The 26880-nt window shown below is 51.3% G+C and carries 25 protein-coding genes; 17 read left to right on the top strand and 8 right to left on the bottom strand.

Features of this window, described 5'->3' with window-relative positions; genetic code table 11:
• Nucleotides 1–4: 4 nt before the first annotated feature.
• The 10 genes from FCL45_RS23020 (at nucleotide 5) to FCL45_RS22975 (ending at nucleotide 8982) form a co-directional block, all read left to right on the top strand.
• Nucleotides 5–1231 carry a beta-ketoacyl-[acyl-carrier-protein] synthase family protein gene (locus tag FCL45_RS23020; RefSeq protein ID WP_136795690.1) on the top strand — a complete coding sequence of 409 codons (1227 nt, stop codon included), beginning with the start codon at nucleotides 5–7 and terminating at the stop codon, nucleotides 1229–1231.
• Nucleotides 1228–2022 (top strand): beta-ketoacyl synthase N-terminal-like domain-containing protein, encoded by a 795-nt coding sequence (locus FCL45_RS23015; RefSeq protein ID WP_136795689.1) that lies wholly within the window; start codon nucleotides 1228–1230, stop codon nucleotides 2020–2022. The genes FCL45_RS23020 and FCL45_RS23015 overlap by 4 nt, the downstream gene beginning before the upstream one ends.
• A gap of 51 nt (nucleotides 2023–2073) precedes the next feature.
• Nucleotides 2074–2805, top strand: a complete 732-nt coding sequence (gene fabG / locus FCL45_RS23010) for a 3-oxoacyl-ACP reductase FabG (protein ID WP_136795688.1) — start codon at nucleotides 2074–2076, stop codon at nucleotides 2803–2805.
• Nucleotides 2805–3248 (top strand): hotdog family protein, encoded by a 444-nt coding sequence (locus FCL45_RS23005; protein WP_136795687.1) that lies wholly within the window; start codon nucleotides 2805–2807, stop codon nucleotides 3246–3248. The genes fabG and FCL45_RS23005 overlap by 1 nt, the downstream gene beginning before the upstream one ends.
• Nucleotides 3249–3261: 13 nt before the next feature.
• Complete coding sequence (locus tag FCL45_RS23000) at nucleotides 3262–3957, top strand: LolA family protein (protein WP_167495639.1); 696 nt, start codon at nucleotides 3262–3264, stop codon at nucleotides 3955–3957.
• Entirely contained in the window at nucleotides 3950–6358 is a 2409-nt protein-coding gene (locus FCL45_RS22995; protein ID WP_136795685.1) for an MMPL family transporter, read from the top strand. The genes FCL45_RS23000 and FCL45_RS22995 overlap by 8 nt, the downstream gene beginning before the upstream one ends.
• A 57-nt stretch (nucleotides 6359–6415) precedes the next feature.
• The gene (locus FCL45_RS22990; RefSeq protein WP_136795684.1) at nucleotides 6416–6916 is read left to right on the top strand and encodes a hypothetical protein; all 501 of its coding nucleotides are present in this window, start codon (nucleotides 6416–6418) and stop codon (nucleotides 6914–6916) included.
• A gap of 8 nt (nucleotides 6917–6924) precedes the next feature.
• A complete protein-coding gene (locus tag FCL45_RS22985) occupies nucleotides 6925–7359 on the top strand; it encodes an ApeI family dehydratase (protein ID WP_136795683.1) in 435 nt (144 codons plus the stop codon).
• Between the two features lie 64 nt (nucleotides 7360–7423).
• A complete protein-coding gene (locus FCL45_RS22980) occupies nucleotides 7424–7894 on the top strand; it encodes an acyl-CoA thioesterase (protein ID WP_136795682.1) in 471 nt (156 codons plus the stop codon).
• Entirely contained in the window at nucleotides 7894–8982 is a 1089-nt protein-coding gene (locus FCL45_RS22975) for a beta-ketoacyl synthase N-terminal-like domain-containing protein (RefSeq protein ID WP_136795681.1), read from the top strand. Before FCL45_RS22980 ends, FCL45_RS22975 begins: the two co-directional genes overlap by 1 nt.
• A gap of 5 nt (nucleotides 8983–8987) precedes the next feature.
• Here FCL45_RS22975 and ypfJ read toward each other — a convergent pair whose 3' ends face one another.
• The 8 genes from ypfJ to pspA all read right to left on the bottom strand — a co-directional run bounded on the left by ypfJ (nucleotide 8988) and on the right by pspA (nucleotide 16436).
• Entirely contained in the window at nucleotides 8988–9845 is an 858-nt protein-coding gene (ypfJ, locus tag FCL45_RS22970; protein WP_136795680.1) for a KPN_02809 family neutral zinc metallopeptidase, read from the bottom strand.
• A 256-nt stretch (nucleotides 9846–10101) separates the two neighbouring features.
• Nucleotides 10102–11391: a putative sensor domain DACNV-containing protein gene (locus FCL45_RS22965; RefSeq protein ID WP_136795679.1), complete on the bottom strand. Its 1290-nt coding sequence runs from the start codon at nucleotides 11389–11391 to the stop codon at nucleotides 10102–10104.
• A 333-nt stretch (nucleotides 11392–11724) separates the two neighbouring features.
• Nucleotides 11725–12153 (bottom strand): FKBP-type peptidyl-prolyl cis-trans isomerase, encoded by a 429-nt coding sequence (locus tag FCL45_RS22960; protein WP_136795678.1) that lies wholly within the window; start codon nucleotides 12151–12153, stop codon nucleotides 11725–11727.
• 605 nt (nucleotides 12154–12758) lie between these two features.
• A complete protein-coding gene (locus FCL45_RS22955; RefSeq protein WP_136795677.1) occupies nucleotides 12759–13832 on the bottom strand; it encodes a saccharopine dehydrogenase family protein in 1074 nt (357 codons plus the stop codon).
• A 147-nt stretch (nucleotides 13833–13979) separates the two neighbouring features.
• A complete protein-coding gene (locus FCL45_RS22950) occupies nucleotides 13980–14822 on the bottom strand; it encodes an HAD family hydrolase (RefSeq protein WP_136795676.1) in 843 nt (280 codons plus the stop codon).
• A 237-nt stretch (nucleotides 14823–15059) separates the two neighbouring features.
• Nucleotides 15060–15431: an envelope stress response membrane protein PspC gene (gene pspC, locus FCL45_RS22945; protein ID WP_136795675.1), complete on the bottom strand. Its 372-nt coding sequence runs from the start codon at nucleotides 15429–15431 to the stop codon at nucleotides 15060–15062.
• A gap of 11 nt (nucleotides 15432–15442) precedes the next feature.
• The gene (locus tag FCL45_RS22940) at nucleotides 15443–15679 is read right to left on the bottom strand and encodes a phage-shock protein (RefSeq protein WP_176360086.1); all 237 of its coding nucleotides are present in this window, start codon (nucleotides 15677–15679) and stop codon (nucleotides 15443–15445) included.
• A gap of 76 nt (nucleotides 15680–15755) precedes the next feature.
• A complete protein-coding gene (gene pspA / locus FCL45_RS22935) occupies nucleotides 15756–16436 on the bottom strand; it encodes a phage shock protein PspA (protein ID WP_136795674.1) in 681 nt (226 codons plus the stop codon).
• 230 nt (nucleotides 16437–16666) lie between these two features.
• Here pspA and pspF point away from each other — a divergent pair, with 230 nt between their 5' ends.
• The 7 genes from pspF (at nucleotide 16667) to FCL45_RS22900 (ending at nucleotide 26800) form a co-directional block, all read left to right on the top strand.
• Entirely contained in the window at nucleotides 16667–17779 is a 1113-nt protein-coding gene (gene pspF / locus FCL45_RS22930) for a phage shock protein operon transcriptional activator (protein ID WP_136795673.1), read from the top strand.
• A 274-nt stretch (nucleotides 17780–18053) separates the two neighbouring features.
• Complete coding sequence (locus FCL45_RS22925) at nucleotides 18054–18464, top strand: iron-sulfur cluster assembly scaffold protein (RefSeq protein ID WP_136795672.1); 411 nt, start codon at nucleotides 18054–18056, stop codon at nucleotides 18462–18464.
• A gap of 81 nt (nucleotides 18465–18545) precedes the next feature.
• On the top strand, nucleotides 18546–19505 hold the full coding sequence (gene murB, locus FCL45_RS22920; protein WP_136795671.1) for a UDP-N-acetylmuramate dehydrogenase: 960 nt from the start codon (nucleotides 18546–18548) through the stop codon (nucleotides 19503–19505).
• A gap of 189 nt (nucleotides 19506–19694) precedes the next feature.
• Complete coding sequence (locus tag FCL45_RS22915; protein WP_136795670.1) at nucleotides 19695–21470, top strand: c-type cytochrome; 1776 nt, start codon at nucleotides 19695–19697, stop codon at nucleotides 21468–21470.
• Entirely contained in the window at nucleotides 21470–22528 is a 1059-nt protein-coding gene (locus FCL45_RS22910; protein ID WP_136795669.1) for a hypothetical protein, read from the top strand. The genes FCL45_RS22915 and FCL45_RS22910 overlap by 1 nt, the downstream gene beginning before the upstream one ends.
• A gap of 241 nt (nucleotides 22529–22769) precedes the next feature.
• On the top strand, nucleotides 22770–25427 hold the full coding sequence (gene aceE / locus FCL45_RS22905; protein WP_136795668.1) for a pyruvate dehydrogenase (acetyl-transferring), homodimeric type: 2658 nt from the start codon (nucleotides 22770–22772) through the stop codon (nucleotides 25425–25427).
• 53 nt (nucleotides 25428–25480) lie between these two features.
• Nucleotides 25481–26800: a 2-oxo acid dehydrogenase subunit E2 gene (locus FCL45_RS22900; RefSeq protein WP_217907622.1), complete on the top strand. Its 1320-nt coding sequence runs from the start codon at nucleotides 25481–25483 to the stop codon at nucleotides 26798–26800.
• Nucleotides 26801–26880 lie beyond the last annotated feature (80 nt).

Genomic DNA, 26880 nt, shown 5'->3' with positions numbered 1-26880 from the left:
CATCATGAGTACTTCGTCAGTTGTAATAAGTGGCACAGGCTGTATCGCCGCAGTCGGAAATGGTTGCAGGGAGGCATTTGCCCACCTGCAACAATCCAAAGTACGGAATGTCCAGGTGGCTGAGGAATATTTCACTGCTCCTTTTACTGCGCCCTGTTTTCTGGTTTCCACGGGCCGGGATGGTTCCGGCTCTATGTGGCAGGGACTGGCCTTGAAGGCGGATAACAGCAGCAACCGCACCATTCGACTTGCCTTGACGGCCATCGAAGAGGCATTGCTTGAAGCTGGCGTGAGTCTCGACAGGTTGGCAGGTAAAAGAGTTGGCATTGCCCTGGGAACCACGGTGGGCTGTACCTTTCATAACGAGCGCTATTACATTGACTGGAAAGAACAACGGGAACCGGACTCCACGGCGCTTGTAACCTATCTCAATGCTAATTTAGCAGAGAGGATTCAGCGTGTTCTGGGGGTACGCGGGCCGCGAATGGTTATCACCAATGCCTGTGCCTCAGGGACCGATGCGATCGGTGTTGCCAAAAGCTGGCTCGAGAATGATCTTTGCGATATCGCCATTGCCGGCGGTGTGGATGAACTTTCCCGCATTGCCTGTAATGGTTTCCGCAGCCTGATGCTGGTGGCCGATACCAGCTGTACCCCATTTGATAAGGACCGTCAGGGGCTGAATCTGGGAGAGGGGGCAGGTGTATTTGTGCTGCAACGTGAAGCCGAGGCCGCGGGGAATGATCCGCTTGGCTGGGTCAGGGGGTATGGTACTGCGGGTGATGCACATCACCCAACCGCGCCTCATCCGCAAGGCGAAGGACTGCAGCGGGCATTGGCACTGGCTCTCAAAGATGCCGGGTGCGACCCGGCCGGCATTGCCCTTATAAATGCCCATGGCACCGGTACACTGGCCAATGACAGAGCAGAGACAAATGCCATAAGCGAAATGGGTTTTGATGCAGAACGAACTCCTGTCGTTTCGACCAAAGGTGCCACCGGTCATACCCTTGGTGCTGCTGGTGGCATTGAGGCTGTCTTTACCCTGATGGCCCTGAACGTCGGGAAGACCAACGGCACGGTAGGTTGCAGTGAGCAGGAAGCTGACCTGGCTGTCCGGGTTCTGGCCCAAGCTGAAACGGCAGATCTGCATGGCCGGATTGGTATCAGCCAGTCTCTGGCGTTTGGTGGTTCAAACAGTGTTTTGGTGATAGAAGGGGCAGGGCTATGACGGTGCGGGTAGCAGAAGTGTTTGTGTCGAACCTGGATGAGCTGACTGTTCCGGTCGAGCTTTCAAGGCAATTGCGCAGGGCGGATGATTTCATTCGTCTGGCAGTGGTCGCCGGGCACAACGTGTTGCAGCAGGCGGCGGCAACAGAAGTGGCAAAAGAGCGGATTGGCCTTTTTCTCGGCTCGGCTTTCGGGCCCATGCAGACAAATTTTGATGTGCTCGACCAGGTCGTGAGCGACCAGCCGGTTTCGCCGATCCTCTTTTCTCACTCGGTCTTTAATGGAGCAGCCGGATATCTTGCCAGTGTCTTTGGCATTAAAGGCTGTGCTCTGACAATGACTGATTTCAATTTGCCCTTTATAAGGTCACTTGAGCAGGGCATCCAGGCAGTTGAAGGCGGTAGTCTTGACTGTTGTCTGGTATTGCAGATCGAAACCTACAGCCGTTTACTGCATGATGCCCGAAAAACACATTGTCCGGAAGATGCTGAGTGGCAACCGGGGGTGGTCTGCTGGTTGTTGAAAGCAGCTGCCGGAGCGGATGACGGGATCGTGCTGAAGAGGGTAAGCAGTCAGCAGCAACTAAAAGGTGACGACGAGATTGATGCGGCGAATCGACTGCGCATTGTCGAAAGGCTGAGCCTGGCCGAAGACGTCCTCGAGATCAGAGACCCGCTCGGAGCAGCGATCACCTTGAGTTCATTGATGCGAGACGACGGAAGTGCTGTTGCCGGGAAAGTGATATCACTTGAATCGGAGCACACCACGGTTGAACTCGAATTTTGTTCATAATCCGGACGTAGTAACAACCAGTATTAGACTTGAAGAAAGGGAGCAGTGAGTATGGCCAAGGAAACGAAAACTGTATTTATCAGCGGTGCAAGCCGTGGTATCGGCGCCGGGATTGCGCGCAGACTGGCCGCTGAAGGTTTTGACATCTGGTTGAATTACAGGAGTTCAGAAGAAAAAGCCAGGGAAGTCCAGGCGGAGATTGAAGAACTTGGGCGGGTCTGCCGTCTCCTGCCCTTTGATGTCGCTGATGATGCCGCAGCCCGGAAAGTACTGGAACCGCTGCTTGATGAGCATGTGCCATTCGGTATGGTGCACAATGCAGGCATTACCCGGGATACCCTGTTGCCGCTCATGCGCACCGACGAGTGGAGGGATGTGATTGATGTGCATCTGAACTCATTTTTTATTCTCGGCCGGCTTTTTTCCAAAGCCATGCTTCCCAAACGTCAGGGACGCATTATCTCGCTCGCTTCCATCTCCGGAGAAACAGGGCAGGCTGGCCAGGTGAACTACTCTGCGGCAAAGGCAGGATTGATAGGTGCCTCAAAAGCCCTGGCCAGGGAACTCGCCCGAAGAAATATTCTGGTGAATGTGGTTTCACCGGGCCTGATTGAGACTGAAATGATTGACGACCTGCCGCTTGATAAGATCCTGCCGATGATTCCCATGGGCCGGGTCGGAACGGTTGAAGAGGTGTCAGGGGTTGTACGCTTCCTGCTGAGTGACGAGGCCAGTTACATGACAGGCCAGGTGTTGAGCGTTAACGGCGGGATGTACATGTAATGAGTACCTTAAGCTTGCCGGTTCCGGCTCTGGAGATTCTACCACACAGGCCTCCCATGGTCTTTGTGGACGAGTTGACCGAGCGTTACGATGATATAGCCGTTGCTTCAGTGAAGCTTGACGAGGAGGCGATCTGTTTTCATCGCACTCCTGCAGGTGTTGAGATTCTCCCTGAAGTGTATGTTGAAATCATTGCCCAGACAGCTGCCCTCGCCAACGGCTATGATGCCAGATGTGAGGGAAAGAAAATGAAAGACGGCATGCTGGTGGGGATTGACAGTTTTACGGTGACAGCTGTCGGCAATATCTTTGATCGTCTGGTTGCCCGGGTGGAGAAAGTTTTCGAATTTGACGCCTTAACTATTATTCAAGGCCGTATTTTCCATGGAGAAGAGCTTGTGGCGGAGGGTAAGATCAAGGTTTGGGAAAATCCTGAACCATGACAGCGGGGGAGATATGGTAACAGGGATAAGGACCGGCACGTTGCAACTATTTCTTGCGGCTATTTTTGTACTAGCGTCGGCTGGTTACGGCAAGGCGGCACAGTCTGCTGAGATGCAGGATTTTCTGAATCGCGTGCAGGCCGCATCTGATGGGGTCACCTCATTTTACAGCGAATTTACCCAGGAAAAACATCTGGCCATGTTCGACACACCGGTACAATTTTCCGGTCGGCTGGCGATTATCCGGCCTGATAAGCTCCGCTGGGAGTTTGTTCAGCCTGTACCATCTGTGCTGATATTTAATGGTGACAAGGGGCTTCGGTGCAGCGACCAGGCCGCACCTGAATATTTTTCCCTGAAGACCGATCCCGTCATGCGCCTGGTTGCAGAACAGCTGTGGTACTGGATGGGCGGGAATTACCAGCAGATGTCCGACCGCTATAATCTTACCTATGAGCCGCCAGCCACTCTTGGGGTGGCCCCGAAAGATAAAAAAGAAGCGGAGTACCTGAAAGGGGTGAAGATCAGTTTCGAGCCGGACACTCTGCAGCCTCAGCAGGTTGAGATTTATGAGGGGGGCAATGATACAACCAGAATGGTTTTTCTTGAACCCCTGTTAAACAGCGATCTGCCGGATGAGTACTTCAACGAATGCAGTGCAGGTTTAAACGACCTCAGCAGGGCAGGCAGTGGCGGCAGCAATGACTAAAGGTTCGCGCTGTACCCGGTGGCTGCTGGTTCTGTCGGTGGTGTTTGCTGCCTGCTGGTATGCACTGCAGCTTTCCGTGCGGGATGATGCACTGGATCTGCTGCCTGACGGCCAGGTTCGTCATGACGTGGAACTTCTCCAGACGATAGGTCTTGTCGACAGGATCTTTATCACCTTTTCGGCAGAGCCTGGCCGCTTTGCCTCACCGCAGCTTGCCGGCGCTGCATTGAAGAGCAGCGTCTCGTCTTTAGGGGAACGGTTGACCGCAGATGATGACTTCGGCAATGTGCTCTATCGCTTTCCGGATGGGTATCAGCAGCAACTCTACCAGACACTGCAGCCCTATTTGCCGGTTCTGCTGACCGACGATGATTATCAGACAGTAGCTGATAAAATTACACCTGAGGCCATTCAAGAGGCTTTAAAGAACAATTTCCTGCTGCTGAACACGCCCGCAGGAATGGGAATGAAAGACCTGATTGCAGCCGATCCTTTGGGATTAATGCCGGTTTTGCTCCGTAAACTGCAGAACTTTCGTTCAGGTTACTCGATGCAGCTCGATGATGGTTTCCTGGTAAGTCCCGACCAGAAGAACTTTCTGGTGCTGGCCGAGAGTCAGAAGAAACTCACCGACTCCGGTAACGCCGAAGCGATTCAGAAAAAACTCAATACCATTTTAGCGGAGGTATTGCTTCCTGGTATCAAGGCTGAAATAATTGGTACTTTGCCGCACACTCTGGCAAACAGCAGATCAATAAAACATGATTTGCGGGTACTCCTGCCTGCCGCGTCTTTCCTGCTTGTTGTGTTGCTTGGCGGGGTGCTGCGCGACATCAGGATACTGGTGGTCTTTGCGGTACCATTTCTCGGTGCGCCCCCGGCTATTGCCATTACTTCGGGCATATATGGCAGCATAAGCGGAATGGCTCTTGGATTTGGCATTGTGATATTGGGGATAGCCGTGGATTTCTCAGTCCATCTCTTTCTCGCGCTCCGTGAAGGCAAAAACAGGGCTGAGGCGATGCGTGCCATACGCAGGCCCATGATTTTCGCGACCATGACAACGTTGGCAGTGCTCTGTGTGTTGCTGTTCTCAGATGTGCCATCCCATCGGCAGATGGCGACTTTGGCAATTTCAGGCGTTGTCTTTGCGGTGGGTTTTGCCTGGTTGCTTATTCCAACCGTTGTCAATTTTGGCCAAGGTGAAGAAAAGACTGCATCCTCGATGCAAGGCACTCTGTTACCCGAATACCTTCAACGGCTCCCGGGGACCAATGGCGGTAGAATAATTCTTGTTCTCTGGGCGGGGTTGATCGTTTGCGGAGTATTCAGTTGGCCAATGCTGAACTACAACGCGGATCTCCGTTCCCTTGATGTGCCAAATGATGAAATCATTGTTTCAGAGCGCCACTTTTCCAATGTCTGGGGTGGAGGAGGTGAGCAGGCATTTCTTGTAAGTTCCGGTGCGAACCTGGACCAGGCTGTCGATACTAATGATCGTGTTTTTCACTTTCTTGATGAGCATGGAATAGAAATTCATCAGACCTTGGCAGCTATCCTGCCCGGCCCACAGCAGCAGAGGCAAAACCTTACTGCCTGGCAGGCATTCTGGCAGGAAAGAGGCGAATCATTTCCCAAGGATTTCAGCCATGCCTCATCCGGTTATGGGTTTTCAGACAGGGCTTTTCAACCATTTTTGCAAAGTCTTGGTGGCAATCCCGGTATCTTTACAGCTGAAAAGCTCGAAGGCACTGTGCTTGGTTCAATGGCAGGCAGCATGATTCGTGGTGGGGATAAGGGCGATGATACACGTGTTCTCACCATAGTGTCCTTCACTGAGGAAAGTCAGCAGTGGCTGCGACTTCTGGCGACGGAAAACCCCGATGTGGCGGTATTGGCCAATCCCATCTGGCGGTCCGAAGCTGAGCGGATGTTGAAGACTGATATCGTGGTACTTTCAGCCATTGCCGGATGTCTGGTGGTGTTGCTGGTGGCAGTGCAGTTCAGAAATCTACGGGCAATTGTTGCTGTGCTGGCACCTGTGGTCTCGGCGTTGGCTGCTATGTCGCTATTTTGCCGGCTTACGGGGCAGGAACTGAACATGATGCATCTCATCATGGGGATACTGGTCATCGGCTTAGCCGTTGATTATGGTATTTTTGTTGTCTGTGCCCGCCTCAGCCAAACTGCTGAATCAGCATACCTCGCGGTTACGATTTGTGCGGCGAGTTCATTGATCGGGTTTGGCGTCCTGGCATTTGCGAGTCATCCGGCGCTTTCTTCGCTGGGAATCACCGTGTTGGTCGGAATAGGTGTAGCGTGTCCGGTTGCGCTCCTGGTCAGTTACCAGCTGGCTGCCCCTGAAAAAAATGGCGGACCGGGAGTCGCCGCAACTGATTAACAACACATGCGATTACTCCTTATTATCTTATTAGCTGTTGTACTCGGTGGCTGCTCTATGGGGAAGGTTGTGCCGCGTCAGGATCTCGCGCTTACTGGCGGCAGTGGCGCCTTGCTGACAAATATGCGCATAGAGCGGTGGGGCGATTCAAAGTATTCAGGATTGCTCGCAATAAAGCAGAATGGCCATGGTATGCATTTTGTACTTTTGGATGCAACGGGGGTGAAGTTGCTTGAGGGAGACGTCGATGAGCAATTGAGCTATACAATTCAGTATGCCCGTGGCAATTTTTCAGACTCTCACCTGCCGAAATTTTTGGCGGTATCTGTTGGTAGAACCTTTTTACAGGAACCGGAAACGCTTCCATGTTCAGCAACAGGGTTCAGCAGGTTGTGCAAAGAACAGACAGGGCAATTGCAGTGGCAACGAAAATTGACAACCGGCCTTGTCACGAGATGGCATGCGCTGGATAATTTTGATTCCGAAGGTCGGTGGCAGAGTGCTGAGTATGCACAGCCCTGGCTTGGCGTACTAATCAGTTTCAGCAGAATAGAATAGGCAGAGTGATGAGTGGTAGTTTTGAAAACCTGTATGAGTCGATCCGTAATTCCTGTCAGAACTGCTCCATAATAAAGCAGGATGAGCACGAAGTGCAGGCGGAGGGCCTCTTTTGCTTTGAGAGGGATTTTTCCGGATTTAAGGGACATTTTCCGGGAATGCCCATTTTGCCAGCGATGGTGCAGATAGCGGCGGTGCGATGCCTGGCGGAATTGCTGTTGCTGTGTGAGGTTCATCCGATACGTTACAGGAAGACCAAATTTCGTGGCGTGGTCAGGCCTGAAGAGCGTATCTCCATTCATTTGCGGATGCTCAGGAATGAGCAGGATCCCAACGTGTGGTCGTTCGAATTTTCACTTAAAAATGAGCTGGGTGAGGTTCTGGCTACCGGTCAGGGTGAGCTGGCGGAGAAAGAGGTTTCAGTAACCTCCAGCGCGATTTAGGAGCTGTTTTGCAGGATATCTGTGTTTATCCTGCGCTAAACGAGGCAACGTTTTAAAAAAGAATATGCGATCAAAAAAAAGTTATTTTCCGGTGGATACGACAGCTCCATCGACTCTGGTAGCGAGTATTGAGCGCCGGGTGCGTTTTGAAGAGGTGGATACCCTGAGGATGGTCTGGCATGGGAGGTATCCAAGTTATCTCGAAGATGGACGAATTGCTTTTGGTGACAAGTACGGTTTGTCATACCAGGCGTTTATTCAACATCAGACAGCCGCCCCGGTAGTACAGATGCATCTGGATTATTTACTGCCCCTGCGGTTTGACGAACTGTTCACCATCGAAGCGGCTTTACACTGGACAGATTCAGCTCGTCTGAACTTTTCGTACAGGTTGATCAATGATGAGGGGCAAACAACGGCCAAGGGCTATACCGTGCAACTGCTCACCGATACTCGTGGTGAAATGTTACTAATAGTTCCGGAGTGGATCAAAGAATTTCGCGATCGCTGGCAGGCAGGGGAGTGGCATAGATAATGCGCAAGACAGTTATCACGGCAGGAAATATTCTGACTCCCCTGGGGGATCTTGACAGTACATGGCAGGGATTGCTCGCTGGCAGGAGCGGACTTCGTGTTCAGGGCTTAGGCGCAGGAGGAATGAACTTTCCCCTCGGCTTTATTGAAGGGTTGGAAGGGGACGTTGGCAGTCTTGGAAGGCAGGAGAGTTTATTTTCTCATCTGGTAGAGCAAATGCCGAAGATACCTTCGTCAACCGCCCTGTTTTGTGCCACGACCAAAGCCGCAGTAGATGAATTATCGCTAGAGACTGAGGCTGCTGAAGGGCAACCCTGGCAGATTGCCGAATCCCTTGCACAACGGTTGGGGATTTGTGGTGAAGTCAAAACAGTGAGTGCAGCATGTGTGTCCAGCCTGGTGGCAATGATTCAGGGGGCAATGGCAATTCAGTCCGGGAAATGCGACCGGGCACTCGTTATTGGTTTTGATCTGCTGTCGGAGTTTGTGGTATCAGGCTTTGCAAGTTTGAAGGGACTCTCACAGGAGTTGCCGAAACCCTATGACAAAGAGCGTTCAGGGCTTGCTCTTGCCGATGGCGCCGGGTGGGCTCTGCTGGCGGCTGAAGAGGTTTTGGGGGATGATGAAGAACGCCTGGCATGTATGGAAAATTGGGGTATGAGTTGCGATGCCACCCATATCACGGCTCCATGCCGAAATGGAAGCGGACTCGGCAGACTTCTGGAGCAGATTACCAACCAGTGTGTGGTAAAGATTGGTGGTATCAACGGTCACGGCACAGCGACTGTGTATAATGATGCCATGGAGTTAGTGGCGTTTGGGCGGCTGACGGAGAATACAATACCTCTCTGCTCTGTGAAGGGTAGCCTGGGCCACAGCCTTGCTGCCGCCGGTATTATCGAGGCCATGCTCAGTGTAAAGAGCCTCAAGCACCAGCTTCTACCACCCACGGTAGGCCTTAAGGAACCGGAGGAGACCTGTCTGCGACTGTCTGGGCTCAAACCTCTGCCGTTACTCTACCCGTCGGTGTTAACCTGTAATTCAGGATTCGGTGGCATCAACGCCGGGCTGTTGTTGACACCGGCTTAAGGGGCCTACAGGCTCTGGGCTGAAAACGTGTCGCAACTCTGCAGGTCTCCACTTTTAAGGCCGGTCTTGAACCAGCGCACCCGTTGTTCAGAGGAACCGTGGGTAAATGAATCAGGAGTTACGTAGCCGCGGGCCTGTTTCTGGAGGCGGTCGTCTCCAATGGCCGAGGCCGCGTTCAGGGCTTCCTCAATATCTCCCTGCTCAAGAATCTGCCGAGCCTCGTTGGCGTGATTAGTCCAGATGCCAGAGAAGCAGTCTGCCTGTAATTCGATTCGTACCGAAAGCTGATTGTATTCAGTCTCGGAGAGTTGTTGCCGCATCTGGTGAACTTGATCACTGATGCCCAGCAGGTTTTGAACATGGTGACCGACTTCATGGGCAATTACATAAGCCTGGGCAAAATCCCCGGGGGCTCCCAGACTATTTTTCAAATCCTGATAAAAGCTGAGGTCGATATAGACTTTTTGATCTCCGGGACAGTAAAAGGGACCCATGGCAGCCTGGGCGAAACCGCAGGCAGATTGAACCTGGCCTGAAAACAGCACCAGCTTTGGTTCCGCATAGCTTGCATCACCTGCAGAAAAGATCTTCTGCCAGGTGTCCTCAGTATCCGCCAGTACCACAGAAACGAAATCGGCTAACTCCTGTTCTTGCGGTGTTGGCTGATAATCAGTCTTTTCCATTGTAGTCTCGCCGGTGAGTTGAGCCCCCTGTTGCAGAATGAGTGCCGGGTCGACACCGAAATAGAGAGCCACCAGGGCAAGCAAGAGAATACCGATGCCACCGCCTTTAACTCTTTTAGAGGCCCGGAAACCTCTTTTGTCTTCAATATTACTGCTCCTGCGGCTGCTTCTCCAACGCATTATTAACCCCCTGTGATAATAAAAGTACGGTGGGTGATAAGAACTATTGACGGTTAGGAGTGTTCAGTTAACTCAAGGTGAATTTAGGTATAGGCTGGGGAACTGTCAAATCAGGAGTCGGTTGGTGGCAGTGCCTTTGGCGTGATGGCGGCGCTGGTGTTGCTGCAGAGCTGGCAGGGATGTGGGCAGTGGTAACTGCGCTCCGGGGAGACAGGGAAGGCAGTACCGCTTGGAATGTCTGGGAAACCTTAAAGAGCTATTCTTCTGGGTCACGACGGTTTTCAGTGAAATTCCAGAATGTTGCACCCAGCCCTTCATGGAGAACGAGAAGTTCCGCCTGCTGGATGGCTATTACCTCGCCACTCTCATCATCTGTAGTGAAGATGGTGATGTCGCCGTCCTGCGAGACAACAACTGCTACCGCCCCAGGCTGGGCCTGGGCAAAGAGTGCGGCAGACTGGTGCCGTGTTCCACCGATATCGGCGAGACCGACTGTTGTCGCTGAATCTCCCTCCACCGGTTTGATAACACGAATAGTCGAGGACACCTCCTGCCCTTCCCTGGGAATAATTTTAGCTCCAAAGCAGAACACGAAGCGATCAAAGGTCATTACCAGGGCACCATCGACAGCGGTCAGTCGGGCAATATGTCTACATTGCTGGTCAACCTGGGTTCTCATTTTGACCAGCTTGTCGCGCTTGTTGTCTTCCTTGGTTTTGATTAATCCGGAGAAAAAATCGGTGATAGGAGCAAGGAGGGTTGGCTTAACTGCTACATCGTAATCGCTTTCCAGAAAGCTGGCGCCACCGGTGTATGGTATCGGTGCACTGATCGACAGGCGCCAATCGTCTGAGTTTGGCACGACCAGCAGGGTACCTCCCCGGCTATGATTACGCATGGCGCGAGCAGTGTTGAGCAAAGAGGTGTATCGCAGCATTTTCAAGGTTTGACCCTGGTCACCCGTGTCGCTGCTGTCAAGTTTGGGCAAGACGGTCTTCATCATGTTGGAATGATCGATAAAGACCGAAGTATTGGATATGAGAGAACCAATACTTTTGCCGTTAAAGGTTGTCAATACCCGCCCGGGACCAAGAACTTGTATCCATAGCTGCGCGATGAGTAAATCATTGTTTCTGGTTTTGAAGCCCCAGATCTTGAGTAATCCGTTCTCGTCCGGCCACACCCCGATATCGGCACGAGGGTTTTCGAGCGCTGCACCGAGTTTGACCAGGTTTTTCACATCAAATAGAATCGGTCTATCGAAAAGAAAGGTATCGTGCGATTTTTCAGCGGGCATGAATAATATGGAGATCGTAACAACATTCCCTTCATCCAGGGAAAAACTGGTCCAGAATGCACCATCAAGCAGGCTGGCCAATTGTTCTGTAGTAGGGATAGTTCCGGGTTGCTGGGAGACATTTCCAGGGAACCGGGAGGGCGCAGAGGAGCCAGTCAGCTGGTGCATTCTCTGCAACAACTCATCAACAAATTCAGAATTAAGGCTATATGCGTGGTGGTGCATTGCTTGATCTCTAGTGGTACTCAATAAAAATTCCTTGTTATTGGAACGAGCTTTCGTGTGTAATTTTTATCTATATCAGATGATTATCTGAATAAATGCATCATGGGGGATGCTGAAACTCACGTAAATCAGCTGAGTTCAGGGCACAGTGTAGTCTATTTTTACGAAAACTGCATAGCCCGAATTTTGCGTGAGCATTTTATCCGGAGATGAGAGGTGGGTGGAAAGGAGTCTGGGAGAGGGTAAGGCGTGGGTGGTTGGTCTGAGGTATTACCTATATAAAAGCAGCCCTCCGCTGCCGGCAGACCGAGTGGATGCCAGCAGCGAATTGCAATACCTTCCAGTTGAGCGAGTGGCTTATGCTATGGCCACCAACTCAAGATCAAAGGTAAGGGTCTCGCCAGCAAGTGGCGGATTACCATCAAGGATTATGGCATCCTCTGTTACCTCTTTGACAAGAACTTCGATATCCTGATCATCTTCATCGGTGAGATGAAGTTCCATACCAACAGATGGCTCTATACTTTCAGGGAACTCAGCTTTTGGGACGCTGACAACCCATTCCTCCTGGCGTTCACCATAAGCTTTAACAGGTGGAATGGTAACGGTTTTTCTCTCACCGATTGCCATGCCCATGATGGCTTCTTCGAAACCATCGATCAGCTGGCCTTCACCCAGGGTGAAAACGACTGGTTCAGTGTCGACGGAAGAATCAAAGACGCTTCCGTCATGGCGTTTACCGGTGTAGTGAACACTTACATTATCTCCATCTTTTGCCTGACTCATACTGAACTCCTTTTTTTGCAAGAAATAGTAGTAATAACGAGGGATAAACTCCATTCGTTATAACAAGGAAATTACATTTCACGAAGAATCCTAAAAGAAGTAAACCCGGGGAGAACAGATGTCCAGGGACTGCCGGGAAGTGCAGCTGGGGTACTGCAGCTGGTTAAACCTTTTCAACTTGTAGGAACTGCAACGTACAGAAAATTGCCCTGTCAGGTGGTGCGATATAACACACTGTGATACGAAACTCAGAACAAAAATACAAGCCTAATTTTTCGTGTTTTTTCTATTGGCCCATCCAATTAAGGCTATTAAACTGAATTTCTTTGATTTCTTCCGGTAAAAAAAATTGTATACGCAAAATGAGGCAACGTGAACGAGTCACATGTTGCCATGGGCTGTAGTCATCAACCCTTGCATGATAAGGGATTGAGCTTATGCTACTGAAACAGATGAGAAAAAGCAATCCACAGCCACGGTGTGTTTATGGTGTTAGGAAAATGCCAAATTCTTTGTCGGGTATAAAATATTGAACAAATCAGTATGCTTCATCCACCAACGCTGCTTTCGTCAGGGTTGCCTTGGCAGCTGTTACCTGTTTTGCTTCATTCAAGGTTCCCGTAGAGCTTGCCATTCTGTGTCTGCAGGAATTTTTGAAGTGGTATTTCTTCCTGTTTGAGAAAACCGGTAGCCGGCAGGCTGCCGTTGGCGACCAGTTCCACTACCGAGCAGACAGACGCTGCAGTGGTCCAGGCGATGGCTCTGCAGGTCGTGCCGTTTACCGCTATAGGATAGAAGCTTCTGACGAATTCATCACGAAAGAGGCGTTCCTTTTTCCAGCCCTCAGCGGTGGCGTGAATATAGACCACATCGTCATTGACACTGGGCTTGGCATTGGTGAGAATTCTGCCGGCCAGCTCGCGTTGTTCCCGCATCAGGAGCTCATGGAAAAAGAAGTTCATCAGCTGGCAGTGGCCGGGGTAGCGAACCGATTTGTAATCGAGATTTTCAACTCTGCCGAGAAAGCTTTGACACATTGTGCCAAGTCCACCTGATGTGGTGAAGGCTTCGAGGGGAACCCCGTTGATCACCAGCTGTTCCAACCATTCCATTGGGGAGACCCACTTGTGTGTGCCATCTTCAATGACCTCACAGTCATTGAGGTACTCATTGACAACACCTTCCGGAGACCAGTTGAAGGCATAACCAAGCAGGCCGGTGGGATGTTGTGGCAGAGCACCTACCCGGAGCTTGATCGAGCGGATTTTGTCAAAGTCTGCCGCAAGGGAAGCCCCAACGATGCCGATAAAACCAGGAGCCAACCCGCACTGCGGCGCCATTATTGATGTGCTATTCTTACTCATCTCGATAATGGCCCTGGTGGTGGGCACATCTTCTGTGAGATCGAAATAATGAATACCGTTCTCGTGTGCGATGGAGGCTATGGTGAGGTTGAAGGTGTATGGAAGGCAGGAGACAACAGCATCGTGGGAGCAGACTAAGCCGGCTAGCTCCCCGGGGTTGGTGACGTCGATTTCAACCGTCTTGAAAGGCTTGCCTTTCTGGGGAGTAATGTCTGCCCCGGTGACAGAGAAGCCCGAGATATTGAGAAGTTCTGCGACCAGAAAACCGATCTTGCCAAGACCAAGTACAGCAACCGATTGTATTCGCCTGTTCATGGTTCCCCTTGGGTTGAAGTGTACACCTTTTATGTTAGCATGTCGAAAACGGGCAATAAAATCAAGGTATGAGGCCGGAATTAATGAAATTCAACCATGTCATGGTGGTGCAATCGTGCCGGAGGAATAGACTGGGACAGCTGGTTCTTATGAGCTGGAGGTGCGCTTGAGGATATCCCGGACAGCATGACAGAAGCCACCTTCATCGTTTGCCGGGACAAGATTGTATCTGCCGTGGAGTTCTGGGGGTGCATTTGCGAGCAGGTAACTCACCTGAGTGAAGTCGAGCAGATCTATGTCATTATAATCATTGCCGATACCTGTTGTTTTACGGTAGTCGATATCGAGGTGTTGGCAAAGCCAGGCGGCCCCGCTGCCTTTATGGACATTTTCAGGATAGATTTCCATCCAGATTGAACGGTGGTCCAGGGGGGAGGTGGTACGGGTGACCTGATAACCATTCAGTTTTTTGCTGATACGTTGGAAACTTGAGGGGTCATCGTCCAGTACGGCGATTATCTGGGCGCTCTGTTCGGGGTAGTGCCCTGAGCTTGAAAAATCGGAGGCATAATTACGATAGAGCGAGATACGGTTGGTAAAATCGATGTTTGCAGAATTTGTCTTCCTGAAGGTGAAACAGTGATTATCAGGCACCGGTTCATGTACCATATAGTCGGTGTCGTAGTGTTCCAGGGTGGAAGTAATTTGTTCTATATCAGAGCGATTAAGATAATGGCTGTGTAGCAGTTCGCCATTGGCAAGGTCAAGGATTCCGGCTCCGGTGGAGAATATGAGGTAATCGGCGGGAAAGTCGCTGGGAATAACACGCCTGAACGACAAGTAGGAACGGCCAGTGGCGATTACCCTTACAATTCCAGCTTTGCCCAGCATGTGCAGGCAGTCGAGACTGGCACCGCTCACCTGCTGGCTCGAGTTGAGGAGGGTGCCGTCAAGGTCAGTAAATATGGCGCTGCCAGTGGTCATTGTCATGGATATTCTGTCAGATTGATGGTGACGGTTACATTTTTATCTGATTTCCTTTAAGCCCTTATAGCCTCATGGCTTGCTTTGTGAAGCTGAGCTTCAGGGTAATGAGAAAATTCTATATGCTGTCTTTACCATAGCGAAGATCTTTCGAAAAACAACACCAGCCCGCTCGGTGCAATAAAAAAACGGTCGCCGCATGTGCTATGCTGCAACCGTTTAATTCGTAGATGTAAATATGGTTTAGGAGTTGAACTTTTGTTCCCACTCGTAATCACGACCGGTAACTTTATCTTCCATGCGCCGAATCCGTCGCTCAAGATTTTCGTACTTGCGCCTGATGCGCTGGGCGGCATTTTGGGGAGAATAGGTGTAGCTATCGTAAAACTCCTGTTCTTCCTCGTTTTCTATGGGGCGGACAGGCTCCGGTTTCATTAAGAGGGCCGCCACGATATAGATGCCGATTACAGGCCAGAAACCGCTCAGCAAAAAGACGATCACCATGGCGATTCGTACCCAGAAGACTGACAGGTCGAAAGACTCTGCCAGGCCCCGGCATACACCGACCAATACGCCGTTTCGCGAGCGGTAAATTCCTCTTTTATTTCTCTTCATTCGTTGTTCCTCTATTTTTTCTGACGTTCCATCAGGATAGTTTCCAGGGTGTCGATTCTTTGTTCCATCTTGGAGAGGCCGTGGTAGATTTCCTGAATCATTTTTGCCTCTTCATTTTGTGCTGCCCTTGAGCTGCCGGAGAGTCCTGATCTACGGGTTTTGACAATAGTCAGAATAGTTCCGCAGACAAGGGCTGCAAAGGTAAGGAGCGAACCGAAGATAATGGCTACAATTATTACTGAGGTCATGGTGGGTAATTCCCTGAGCTAGCTTTATGAATGGGCCTTCGCTGATCACGAATTGTCCATCCGGCATAGGATCTGATTACTCGTCAGACTTTTTCTCAGCAGTGTATTTGGCAGCCTTCATCTTGGCAAGTTCGTTCTCGATGTCATCGTCGGATTTGAGGTCGTCGAACTGCTCGTCAAGAGTGGGTTTTTTGCCAAAGTTCACCATATCTGCCTCTGCTTCCATCTGGTCAATGCGGCGCTCAAGGCCTTCAAAACGTGCCATGGTCTCGACGCTGTCCATTCTGCGAATATCCTCCTGGGCGCGCTTCTTGCCATTTGCCCGCTTGTGTCGCTGGATGAGCATCCGCTTCTTCTCTTTGGCTGAGTTGAGTCGCTCTTCAAGCTCACCGATGTCTTCACGGTATTGGTCGATCAGTCCACCATGGTCTGAAATCTCAGCCCCTAGAGCTTCGACCAGTTCGGCAAAACGACGCTTTTCGATGAGTGCTTCACGGGCAAGATCGTCTCTGCCTTTGTCAACGGCAAGTTCTGCCCTTTCGCCCCAGAGTCTCTCTCTGGACTGCATTTCTTCGAGTTTTCGATTCAGTTTTTTGCGCTCGGCAATCACTCCGGCGCAGGATGATTTTAATTCAACCAGCGTGTCTTCCATTTCCCTGATCATCATTTTAATCATTTTTTCAGGGTCTTCAGCCTTATCCAGCATTGAGTTGATGTTGGAGCTTACTATATCGCTAAATCGAGTGAAAATGCCCATTATGGCCTCCTGTTGTTTGTTCTATGTGTGTTGAACTCTGTTGGCGGTGTCCGTTACGTCTGTTACTCATCCACACTTGATGTATATCTGTTAAAGCAGAAAACGTGCCAAAATGGTGTATTATAGAAATGGACCGTAATTGCAGGGAATTGCCCGCTTGATCGGGAAATGGCATGCGGTACGGTATGCCAATAAGTGGATTAATCAACTGATAGTTGGTATGATGCGCCATGTCTGAATATTCCGAAAAGAAGAGAGAAGAGCAATATCTGAGAAGTGTTGATTCCGCAGCTCAGGCTCCAGCCGATGCACTGGGTCAGTCTGAACAGTTTCTCCATTTCCAGGAACGCGTCTCCCGCGTTGCGGCTGTCGATAGACCTGTACTGCTTATTGGCGAGAGGGGAACGGGCAAGGAACTCGCCTCCCGCAGATTACACTTTCTTTCCAGCCGCTGGTCCGGACCGTTTGTTACTTTAAATTGTGCAGCGCTTACCCCGACCCTGATCGAATCTGAACTTTTTGGTTACGAAAAGGGCGCATTCACAGGTGCAGAGAGTAGGCGGACAGGGCGTTTTGAGGCGGCTGACGGTGGTACGCTCTTCCTTGATGAGATAGGTCTGCTGCCGGTTGAAGTACAGGAAAAAATTCTGCGGGTAGTGGAGTACGGTTCCTTTGAGCGGGTAGGTTCAACCAGACCGATTGAAGTGGATGTGCGTATAGTGGGGGCGACCAACGCAGATCTCCCGGCTCTGGCCAGGCAGGGCAAGTTCAAATCGGACCTGTTGGATCGTCTTTCCTTTGAAGTGCTTTTTGTGCCTCCGCTACGGGTAAGGGATGAGGATATCATGTTGCTGGCAAACCATTTTGCCGCGCGAATGGCTTATGAACTGTCCAGGGAAGAGGTACCGGAGTTCAGCCTTGAGACGATCGAAGCCATGGAGAGCTATAGCTGGCCTGGGAATATCAGGGAATTGAAAAATGTAGTGGAGCGTGCGGTCTATTCTGCTGATGACGAAAAAATCGAAGATGTGGTGTTTAATCCTTTTTCTTCACCATTTACCTCCCCGGTTGAGTCATCGCCGGAAGATGTGCAGCAGACACCCGATTACCAGGTTGAGAAACGCCGGGAGCATCGCCGGGAGGCAGTCTCAGAAGGGGCAAAAGCGAGTTTGGATAAACCACTTAAAGAGGCTGTGCGGGAACTCGAAATTGCCATGATTCGTGAAGCGCTTGATGTTTGCCGTTTCAATCAGCGGAAGGCGGCCGCAAAGTTGTCCCTGAGTTATGACCAGCTGAGGAATCTGATCCGTAAGTATGGCAATGCCGTGCTTGAAAAAAGGTGAAGCTGTCTTTGAAAAACGATGCAAATCGTAATTTTTGCCTATGATGGAAAGTGTCTGGAAAATAGCCGTAATATCTTTCTGGTAGAGTGTGGTGTACTGCGGTATAGAGGAAAACAGTTTGCTTATAAACGACAACTAAGTCATTAAAAAAAGCGGTCTTCGTTAAAAAATCCCCTTTGGTTTTTGCCTGACTCTGGGTAGGATGACCCCGCTTGTAATGTTGTGCCTGGGATGCGTGTCTAAGCTATTGCATGGAGATAAGGGTAATTAAGGTATGGAACTTACAGGAATAGCGCTGGCTTTTGGGGTGTTGTTATTACTTGGGCTTTGCTGGTTTGGTTTTCATTATTGGGCCAATCCGCCTATGAAGGATGCCGACGCAGTATCCAGAATTACTGGAAACTGTGGTGATACCATGGAACTGGCCTTACGGTTTGGTGGCGATAAAGTCATTCAGACCCGGCATTGGACCGACGGTTGTTCGGTTTCCAACCAGTGTGTCGAGGCGGCGGCCATGCTCTCAAGTGGAAAACACGTTGCTGAGCTTAAGAAAATCAACATGATGGATATAATGGAGATAACAGGTCAGTTACCTGAGACCCATCTCCATTGTGCCCAGCTGGCTGAAACCGTGCTGCAAAAGACGGTTCAGGAATATATCAAAGGACTTGGCGCACAAACCTGACACCGTAAATGATACCGGGTCGGTATTGCGCGTAGAAAATATGCCTGCAACAGACGCAGGCACCGGCAGAATAGAGCAGTTATGACCAGAATGCAGCAGCATAAATGTATCGGGCTGGCCGATTGTAGCGAACTACCGAGTGAGGTAGTGTGTTATGACGAGCCGATGGCCAAACACACCTCTTTCAAGATTGGCGGGCCTGCGGACCTGTTTCTGGAGCCTCGCACATACGAGGAGCTGCTGGCCTGTTTGCAGATGGTTCATAAAAACGACCTGCCGTACTTTCTGCTGGGCGGGGGAACCAATATTCTGGTTTCCGACCGGGGCATTCGCGGTGTGGTTATCTCTACGAGATGTTTAGATAAGATTTCTTTTACTGGTGATGTCCTCACTGTCCAGGCTGGAGCCACAGTCGAGAGCGTCTGTGAGGCTGCTGAAAAGCACAGCCTGGGTGGTATTGAGTTTATTTACGGCATGCCCGGCACCATTGGTGGTGCGGCATGGATGAATGCCCGTTGCTACGGCAGCTCAATCTCAGATGTGCTCAGGCAGGCTGCTGTAATTACAAGCAGTTTTCAGTGCGAGACAATCGATAATGATCCGGAACTGTTCGGCTATAAACAATCTCCTTTTCAAAAGATGAAAAGTTGCATCTGGGAAGTGAGCCTGCAGTTGCAGGAGGCTGATCGATCCTCGTTGCGTAAAGCCATGGAGGAGAATCTGGCGGACAGGATGGAAAAAGGGCATTTCACCGCTCCCTCCGCAGGCTCTCTTTTTAAAAACAATCGTGATTTCGGAGCACCGACCGGCCAAATCATCGATGAACTTGGTTTGCGGGGGCGGGTTGCCGGTGGTGCTGCCATTGCGCCATTTCATGGTAATATCTTTATCAACCAGGAGAATGCCACTGCAGATGATGTGTTGAGCCTTATCCGCCTTGCCGTTGAAACCGCCTGGAAGAATAGGCATATTCGCCTGGAGCCGGAAGTGCGGTTAATCGGGGATTGGGCGGTGGAGGAACTCGCCTTTCTCAATCCCTGATGGAGTACTTTTTCAACCCGCTTCTCCTTTTGGAGGCGAACTGGTGTTTGCCACAATGTCGTAACTGAATGCTTTATCTTTACATTTCCTGATATTAGTACCCTTTCTCAATTGCCTCTTATTCCCTTATTGGGTATCCTTGAATCGTTGCCTGACACTGTAGTCTGATTCAAAACCCCGGAGGGAGTCATGAATTACCCAATCTGGTATTTACCCGAGATCGGCGGCGGAACGCTGATCGCCCTGATCGCAGTTTTTCATGTATTCATATCCCATTTTGCCGTGGGGGGTGGGCTTTATCTGGTAATGGCCGAAAAGAAGGCGCTGCGGGAAGGTAGTGACGCCATCATGGAGTTTACCCGTCGTCATGCCCGTTTTTTTCTGCTGGTCACCATGGTGCTCGGCTCCATCAGCGGAGTGGGGATCTGGTTTATCATTGCCCTTGTCAGCCCCACCGCCACCTCCTACCTGATTCACAGCTTTGTTTTCGGCTGGGCGGCGGAGTGGGTGTTCTTCATGGTCGAGATCGCCGCCGCTTTTGTCTATTTTTACATGTTCGGCAAGATGGACTCCCGCGATCATCTGCGGGTGGGCTATCTCTATTTCTTTGCAGCCTGGATGTCGCTTTTTTTGATCAACGGCATCGTTGGCGCTATGCTGACACCCGGAGCCTGGGCAGAAAATGGTAATTTCTGGCAGGGGTTCTTCAACCCTTCCTTCTGGCCGTCTCTTTTCTTCAGAACGTTTATTTCGATTCTTCTGGCAGGCTGCTACGGCTATCTTACCGCCTCTTTTTCAAAAGAGACGGAAGTGCGCGAACCAATGACCCGCTTCTCGGGGCTCTGGTCACTGGTCGCCCTGGTTGGCTGTGTGCCCGCGGGGCTCTGGTATCTCGGAGTATTGCCTGAGGAGGCGAGGGCACTGGTTCTGGGTAAATCACCCACCATTGGCGTCATGTTGCAAAATGGCATGGCTGCCGTGGTGCTGCTCCTGGTGATAACGTTGCTGGCCGGCATTCTTAAGCCGTCATTCAATAACAAGGCTGTTGCTGCCGTGGCCATGGTTTGTGCCTTTATCTCCATGGGTTCCTTTGAGTGGGTGCGTGAGGCGGCCAGACGACCCTATGTGTTGAACGAGGTGATCTATTCGAATTCGATCAGAAAAGATCACCTCGAAATGCTGAACGAGCAGGGGTATCTGCGCTCGGCTCTATGGCTGGAGAACAAGGAGGTAACAGCAGACAACTCCATGGCAGCCGGTCGGGAGCTGTTTATTCACCAGTGTTATGCCTGTCACACCATGGGCGGCGGCAATAACGATCTGGCTGTTCTTACCGAAAAGATGAGTTATAACGCACTGGTCAGCTATATCAACCGCATCCATGAAGTACGCTATTTTATGCCACCCTTCGCCGGTACCGAAGATGAGGCCAAAGCGCTGGCAGGCTATATCGCAGGTGAGATCCACGGCAAGGAGATCATCGAAGTACGCCAGCCTTCGGCTGATCCGTTGGCTCTGGGGGAGGCCATGTTTGACCAGCACTGCTCTGCCTGCCACAGCCCCGACGACGTTGCACCATATTTTTCCGGTGAAGCCAGGGAAGTTATCGCCGAATCTCTGCTGAACCTGAATGAAATATCGGATGAGATGGAACCCTTTTCCGGTTCTCGGCAGGAACGTTCTGCTCTTGCTGACTACCTGATGTCTATAAATGGTGAATTGGAACCTGCTGAGACTGCACCTCTTCAGGCGAAAAGTGGTGAGCCGGTATTTGAGATGAACTGTTCCATGTGTCATGAAGCGGAGGAGGCGGCGGAGATGGTCGCAGATTGGACCTTCGAGGAAATTTTTAATAATCTTGGACAACTCGATCAGCTCTCGGATGAGATGGAGCCTTTTGCGGGAAGTGATGAAGAACGCCGGCAGTTAGCAGCATTTCTCGATAGCCTGAAAGGAGGTGAGTAATGGAAACTTTTCTGATTCCGCAAGCCGATACGATCCCCGCAAGCTGGGGCTGGTTCCAGTTTCTGTTGCTTCTCACCTTCCCCCTGCACCTGCTGGCCATGAACGCTATGCTTGGAGGGCTGGTGATTGGAGTGATGCAACATATCAACGGTGGGGAGCTGCAGAAGCGTCTGGCTCACCGGGTTGCCATTGCCACCCCGCTACTCATTGCCCTGGTGGTCAACCTGGGGGTGGCCCCCTTTTTGTTTTTGCAGGTGCTCTACGGGCAGTTCATTTATACCAGCTCGATCCTGATGGGCCTTTTCTGGATTCTGGTTATCCCTGTGCTGATTCTGGCCTATTCGGGTGGCTATCTCTACGATTTCAAATTTGCAGGGCTCGGCAGGTTCGGCATCGTCGTGGGAGGCTTATGCTGCCTTGCTTTTCTGGCAATTGCGGCCATGTTCTCCAACAATATGCTGCTGATGGTGTCGCCGGGGAAATTCAGTGAATATTTCGCATCCATGAACGGCACGATGTTGCTTACAGATTCTATCCCGTTCTGGCCGCGCTATCTGCACATGGTCGTCAGTGCTCTTGCTATCGGAGGGCTGGCTGTGGCGCTGCTTGGTCGCTTTCAGGCTGAACGGGACCTGAACCTGGCGGATCATGCAACTGCACTGGGTCTGCGAACATTCTGGATTCTCACCCTGGTGAATATCCCCGTCGGGGCCCTTTTTCTGATGAGCCTCCCCAAAGAGCAGATGATGCTCTTCATGGGCCGTGATATGGGGGCAACTGTTGCTTTTGGTATAGGGCTGCTCCTCACTTTGGGAGCGGTCGTTACCGGCATCCGCAGGAAGCTGTGGCTGACCATTATGCACGTGGTGCTGCTGGTCTATGTCATGGTCTTTATGCGGGCCTGGTTGCGTACAGACTATTTGCGGCAGCATTTCACCCTGGATCAGCTCGAACTGGTGCCGCAATATTCTCCAATGATCTTCTTTTTCGCCACTCTGGGCTTGGGCGTTATCTGTCTTGTCTGGCTGTGGCGAACCACTGCCAAAGCCATGGCCTGAACAGGCACCACCCCAAGCCTTCCCCAGGGGTGGCAGCCCTGGACTCAGCAAGCCGGCAATTCGTATGCTGCTGCCCTTATCTGCGACTTTTGCTATTGATGATTTTCTTGCGAAGGCGAAAACATTAATGCTAACGTTAAATTGCAGTTGTTTCTGAATTTCCCATGAATTGAATTGAATTTTCATGGGAAATTCAGGGCGCGTTGCAATTCCTTTTTCCAAATACAACCATAGGTGTGGCATGAGCTCATACTATCATGATCCGGACCCCCAGGAGACCGCTGACTGGTTGGAATCTCTGGATGGCGTCATAAAGCACGAAGGAAAGGAGAAGACAGACTATTTGCTGACCAGACTGACCGATCGGGCGCGACAGCTGGGGGTTCAGACTTCGCCTGGTATCCTCACACCATATGGCAATACCCTGTTGCCGGATGGTGGCGCTTCTATTCCGGATGAATCATTTATCGGCAGGAACGTTGCCGCCTATGTACGGTGGAATGCTATGGCGATGGTTGCCAGGGCTAACAAGGATGGTAAAGGGCTTGGTGGCCATATCGCCACCTATACATCTGTCTCTTCCATGTACGAAGTTGGTTTTAACTGGTTCTTCAGAGGGCCTCAGGCCGAGTTCGGCGCGGATATGATCTACTTCCAGGGGCACAGTTCCCCCGGTGTCTATGCCCGTGCATTTGTCGAGGGGCGATTGGATGAAGAACATCTCGAGAACTTCAGGCAGGAAGTGAATGGAAACGGTCTTTCATCCTACCCGCACCCCTGGCTGATGCCGGATTTCTGGCAGTTTCCCACCGTTTCAATGGGGCTCGGACCGATGGCTGCCATTTATCAGGCACGTTTTATGAAATATATGGACAGTCGCGGTTTACGTGAAGCAGGTGATCGTAAAGTTTGGGTTTTTATGGGAGATGGGGAATCCGACGAGCCGGAGTCGCTGGGTGCACTGTCGCTCGCTGCCCGGGAGATTCTCGATAATCTGATATTCGTGGTCAACTGTAACCTGCAGCGGCTCGATGGTCCGGTACGGGGAAATGGTAAAATCATCCAGGAACTGGAAGGGCGGTTCCGGGGCGCTGGCTGGCACGTGATAAAACTCATCTGGGGCAGTGAGTGGGATAAAATTCTGGCCAGGGATACCAAGGGGTTGTTGTTGAAAAAGTTCGGCAACATGGTTGATGGTGATTTCCAGACCATCCGTGCCAGAGGGCCGGAGTACCTGCGAGAATTAGTTTTCTCGAAGGATCCTGAACTGGCGGCTCTGGTGGAGGATATCAGTGATCGTCAGCTCTGGCAGATGACTCGCGGCGGCCATGATCCAAGAAAAGTGTATGCGGCTTTCGATGCCGCCACTAATTATAAGGGGCAGCCGACGGTAATTTTGGTCAAAACGATCAAGGGCTTTGGTATGGGCCAGGCCGGTGAGTCGGTTATGGTGGCGCATAACGTCAAGAAAATGGACGTAGAGTCACTTAAAGCCTTTCGTGACCGCTTTCATGTGCCGCTGGAAGACGAGGATCTGGAAGCCTTGCCCTTCATCCGACCACCTGAAGGCAGTGCTGAAGACCTGTTTTTAAAAGAGCGGCGTAAGATAATGGGCGGGCCGGTACCATATCGGGAGACATCTCACATCCCTTTGCAGACACCGGAACTGGAAGCTTTCACGGCTGTGCTGGGTTCTTCGAAAGGCAGAGAGATATCAACGACCATGGCCTTTGTGCGTATGCTTGGCTCACTGGTGAAGGATAAAGAAATTGGCAAGTATATAGTTCCTATCATTCCGGATGAGGCCAGGACCTTTGGTATGGAAGGGTTATTCAGGCAACTCGGTATTTATGCCCCGACCGGCCAGCTTTATGAACCACAGGATTCTGAGACCATTTCCTGGTACCGTGAAGACCCTGAAGGACAGATCCTGGAAGAGGGAATAACCGAGGCGGGCGCTATCTCCTCATGGCTTGCGGCAGGAACAGCCCATTCCAACTATGGGGTGCCGATGATACCCTTTTATTCCTTTTACTCCATGTTTGGTTTTCAGCGGATTGGTGACCAGCTTTGGGGTGCGGGGGACAGTCGCGCCAAAGGTTTTCTGATGGGCGCGACTTCCGGCCGTACTACCCTGAACGGTGAAGGCCTGCAGCATCAGGATGGTCAGGCGTTACTTTTCGCCTCAACATTTCCCACCTGCCTGGCCTATGATCCGACCTTCAGCTATGAAGTTGCTGTACTGGTGCAGAAGGGTATTGAACGGATGTACCGCGATGGCGAGGAAGTTTTCTACTATATCACTCTGCTGAACGAGAATTATGAACACCCGGAAATGAGAGAAGGGATGGTGGAGGGGATTAACAGGGGAATGTACCTCTTCCAGCAAGGGGATGACAGTGAGTTGCGGGTGCAGTTGATGGGCAGTGGCTCAATATTACGGGAGGTCATTGCCGCCGCACGTTTGTTGAAAGATGATTTTCAGGTTGAGGCTGATGTCTGGTCTATTCTTGGGGTAAATCAACTCCACCGGGAGGGGATGGAGGTGGAGGACTGGAACAGGAATCACCCGGAGCAACCGAAAAAAATGTCCTACGTGGAAGAGCAGCTCCAGGGCTATGGGGGCCCTGTGGTTATCAGTACCGATTATGTGCAGGCGTATGGAGAACAGCTTCGCAGGCTCATCCCCAACCCGCTCACTGTACTGGGGGCTGATGGCTTTGGCCGCAGTGACAAGAGGGCCGTGCTTCGGGATTTTTTTAAAGTAGACAGATACCATATCGTAGTTGCCGCATTAAAGGGGCTTGCCGACCAGGACAGCATCAGCCTGGCAACCGTTAAAGAGGCTATCGACAAGTATCCCGTCAACCCGGATGCAGAACACCCCATGAAAAGATAAATAGAGTTAGAATTATAGAATTTCAAACAGTTGTAGAGACGTCACAGGAGACGATGATGGCTGTTGAGAAAATTGTGGTTCCTGATTTCGGTGATGTGCAGGAAATTACTGTGGTCGAGGTGTATATAAAAGCCGGAGACGAGGTTGAGAAGGAGAGTCCGCTCATTGCCCTGGAAAGTGAAAAAGCGGTGATGGATATTCCATCTCCCATGGGTGGCGTTATCACTGCGGTACATGTCAGCGAGGATGATACGGTACAAAGCGGTGATCTGATCGCTGAAATCGAACTGGCGGCAGAAGATGTGAAAACCGCAGATTCAGAACAAGAGGAACAACCTGCAGTTGAAGAGCCTGAAGGTAAACTCGAAGAACCCGGAGCAGAACCAGAGGCAGAACCAGAACCGCCGGCGAAAGAGCAGCCAGCAGAGCCCGCTGCCGAAGAGTCCGCCGGGGCCCCGATTGCATCCGCCGGGACCACTTCGTATCACGCCACCCCCTCGGTGAGAACCTATGCCCGTGAGCTGGGTGTCGATCTGACGCTGGCGGTCGGCACTGGCCCCAAAGGGAGGATTACCCGAGAGGATGTCCAGCAACTGGTGAAAAGAGTCATGCAGTCTGGCCCGGCAGCGATTTCACCGGCTCAGCAACCGCTGGAAGATTTTTCGGTCTATGGGGTAACCGAGGAACTCAAGCTGAGTCGTATCAAGAAGATATCGGGGCCGCATCTGCAGCGGAGCTGGCAGGCTATCCCCCATGTGACTCACTTCGATGAAGCGGATGTGACAGAGCTTGAAAAGTTCCGCAAGCAGCTCAACGATGAAGCGGGTGAGGATGGCATACGCTATAGTCCGCTGATTTTTATCATCCGGGCGGTAACTGCGGCGCTGAAATGCTATCCCTCCTTCAACAGTTCTCTGGTGCCGGCAGGCGATACACTGATAATCAAGAAATTTTATAATATTGGTATCGCCGTAGACACTCCGAATGGGCTGGTGGTACCTGTGGTGAAAAATGCGGATGAGAAGGGGCTGGCCGAAATTGCAACGGAGCTGGGTAGGCTCAGCGGTGCTGCCCGGGAGGGTAAGCTGGCGATCGATGATTTGCAGGGCGCCTCATTTACCATCTCCAGCCTGGGCGGTATCGGCGGGACCGGTTTCACCCCAATAGTCAATAGTCCACAGGTGGCGATTCTGGGTCTGTCCCGCAGTTCGGTGCAGCCGGTCTGGAACAGAGATCTGGAGGAGTTCATTCCGCGGACTCTATTGCCATTTTCTCTCTCATATGATCACCGGGTAATTGACGGGGCTGAGGCGGCTCGGTTCTGTCGTCATCTTTCCGGCATAATGCAAGATTTGCGAAGAGCTCTGTTGTGAAAGATTAAATGGTCAGTCGGGAAGGGTTTGACAGTGCAAGCCGACAAAAATATGTTCGAAAAATACGAATTACGTTATAA

The sequence above is a fragment of the Desulfosediminicola ganghwensis genome (genome assembly GCF_005116675.2).
Taxonomy (GTDB): Bacteria; Desulfobacterota; Desulfobulbia; order Desulfobulbales; family Desulfocapsaceae; genus Desulfopila; species Desulfopila ganghwensis.
The sequence above is the reverse complement of the archived record's forward strand: the minus strand, read 5'-3'. Positions and strand labels throughout refer to the sequence as shown.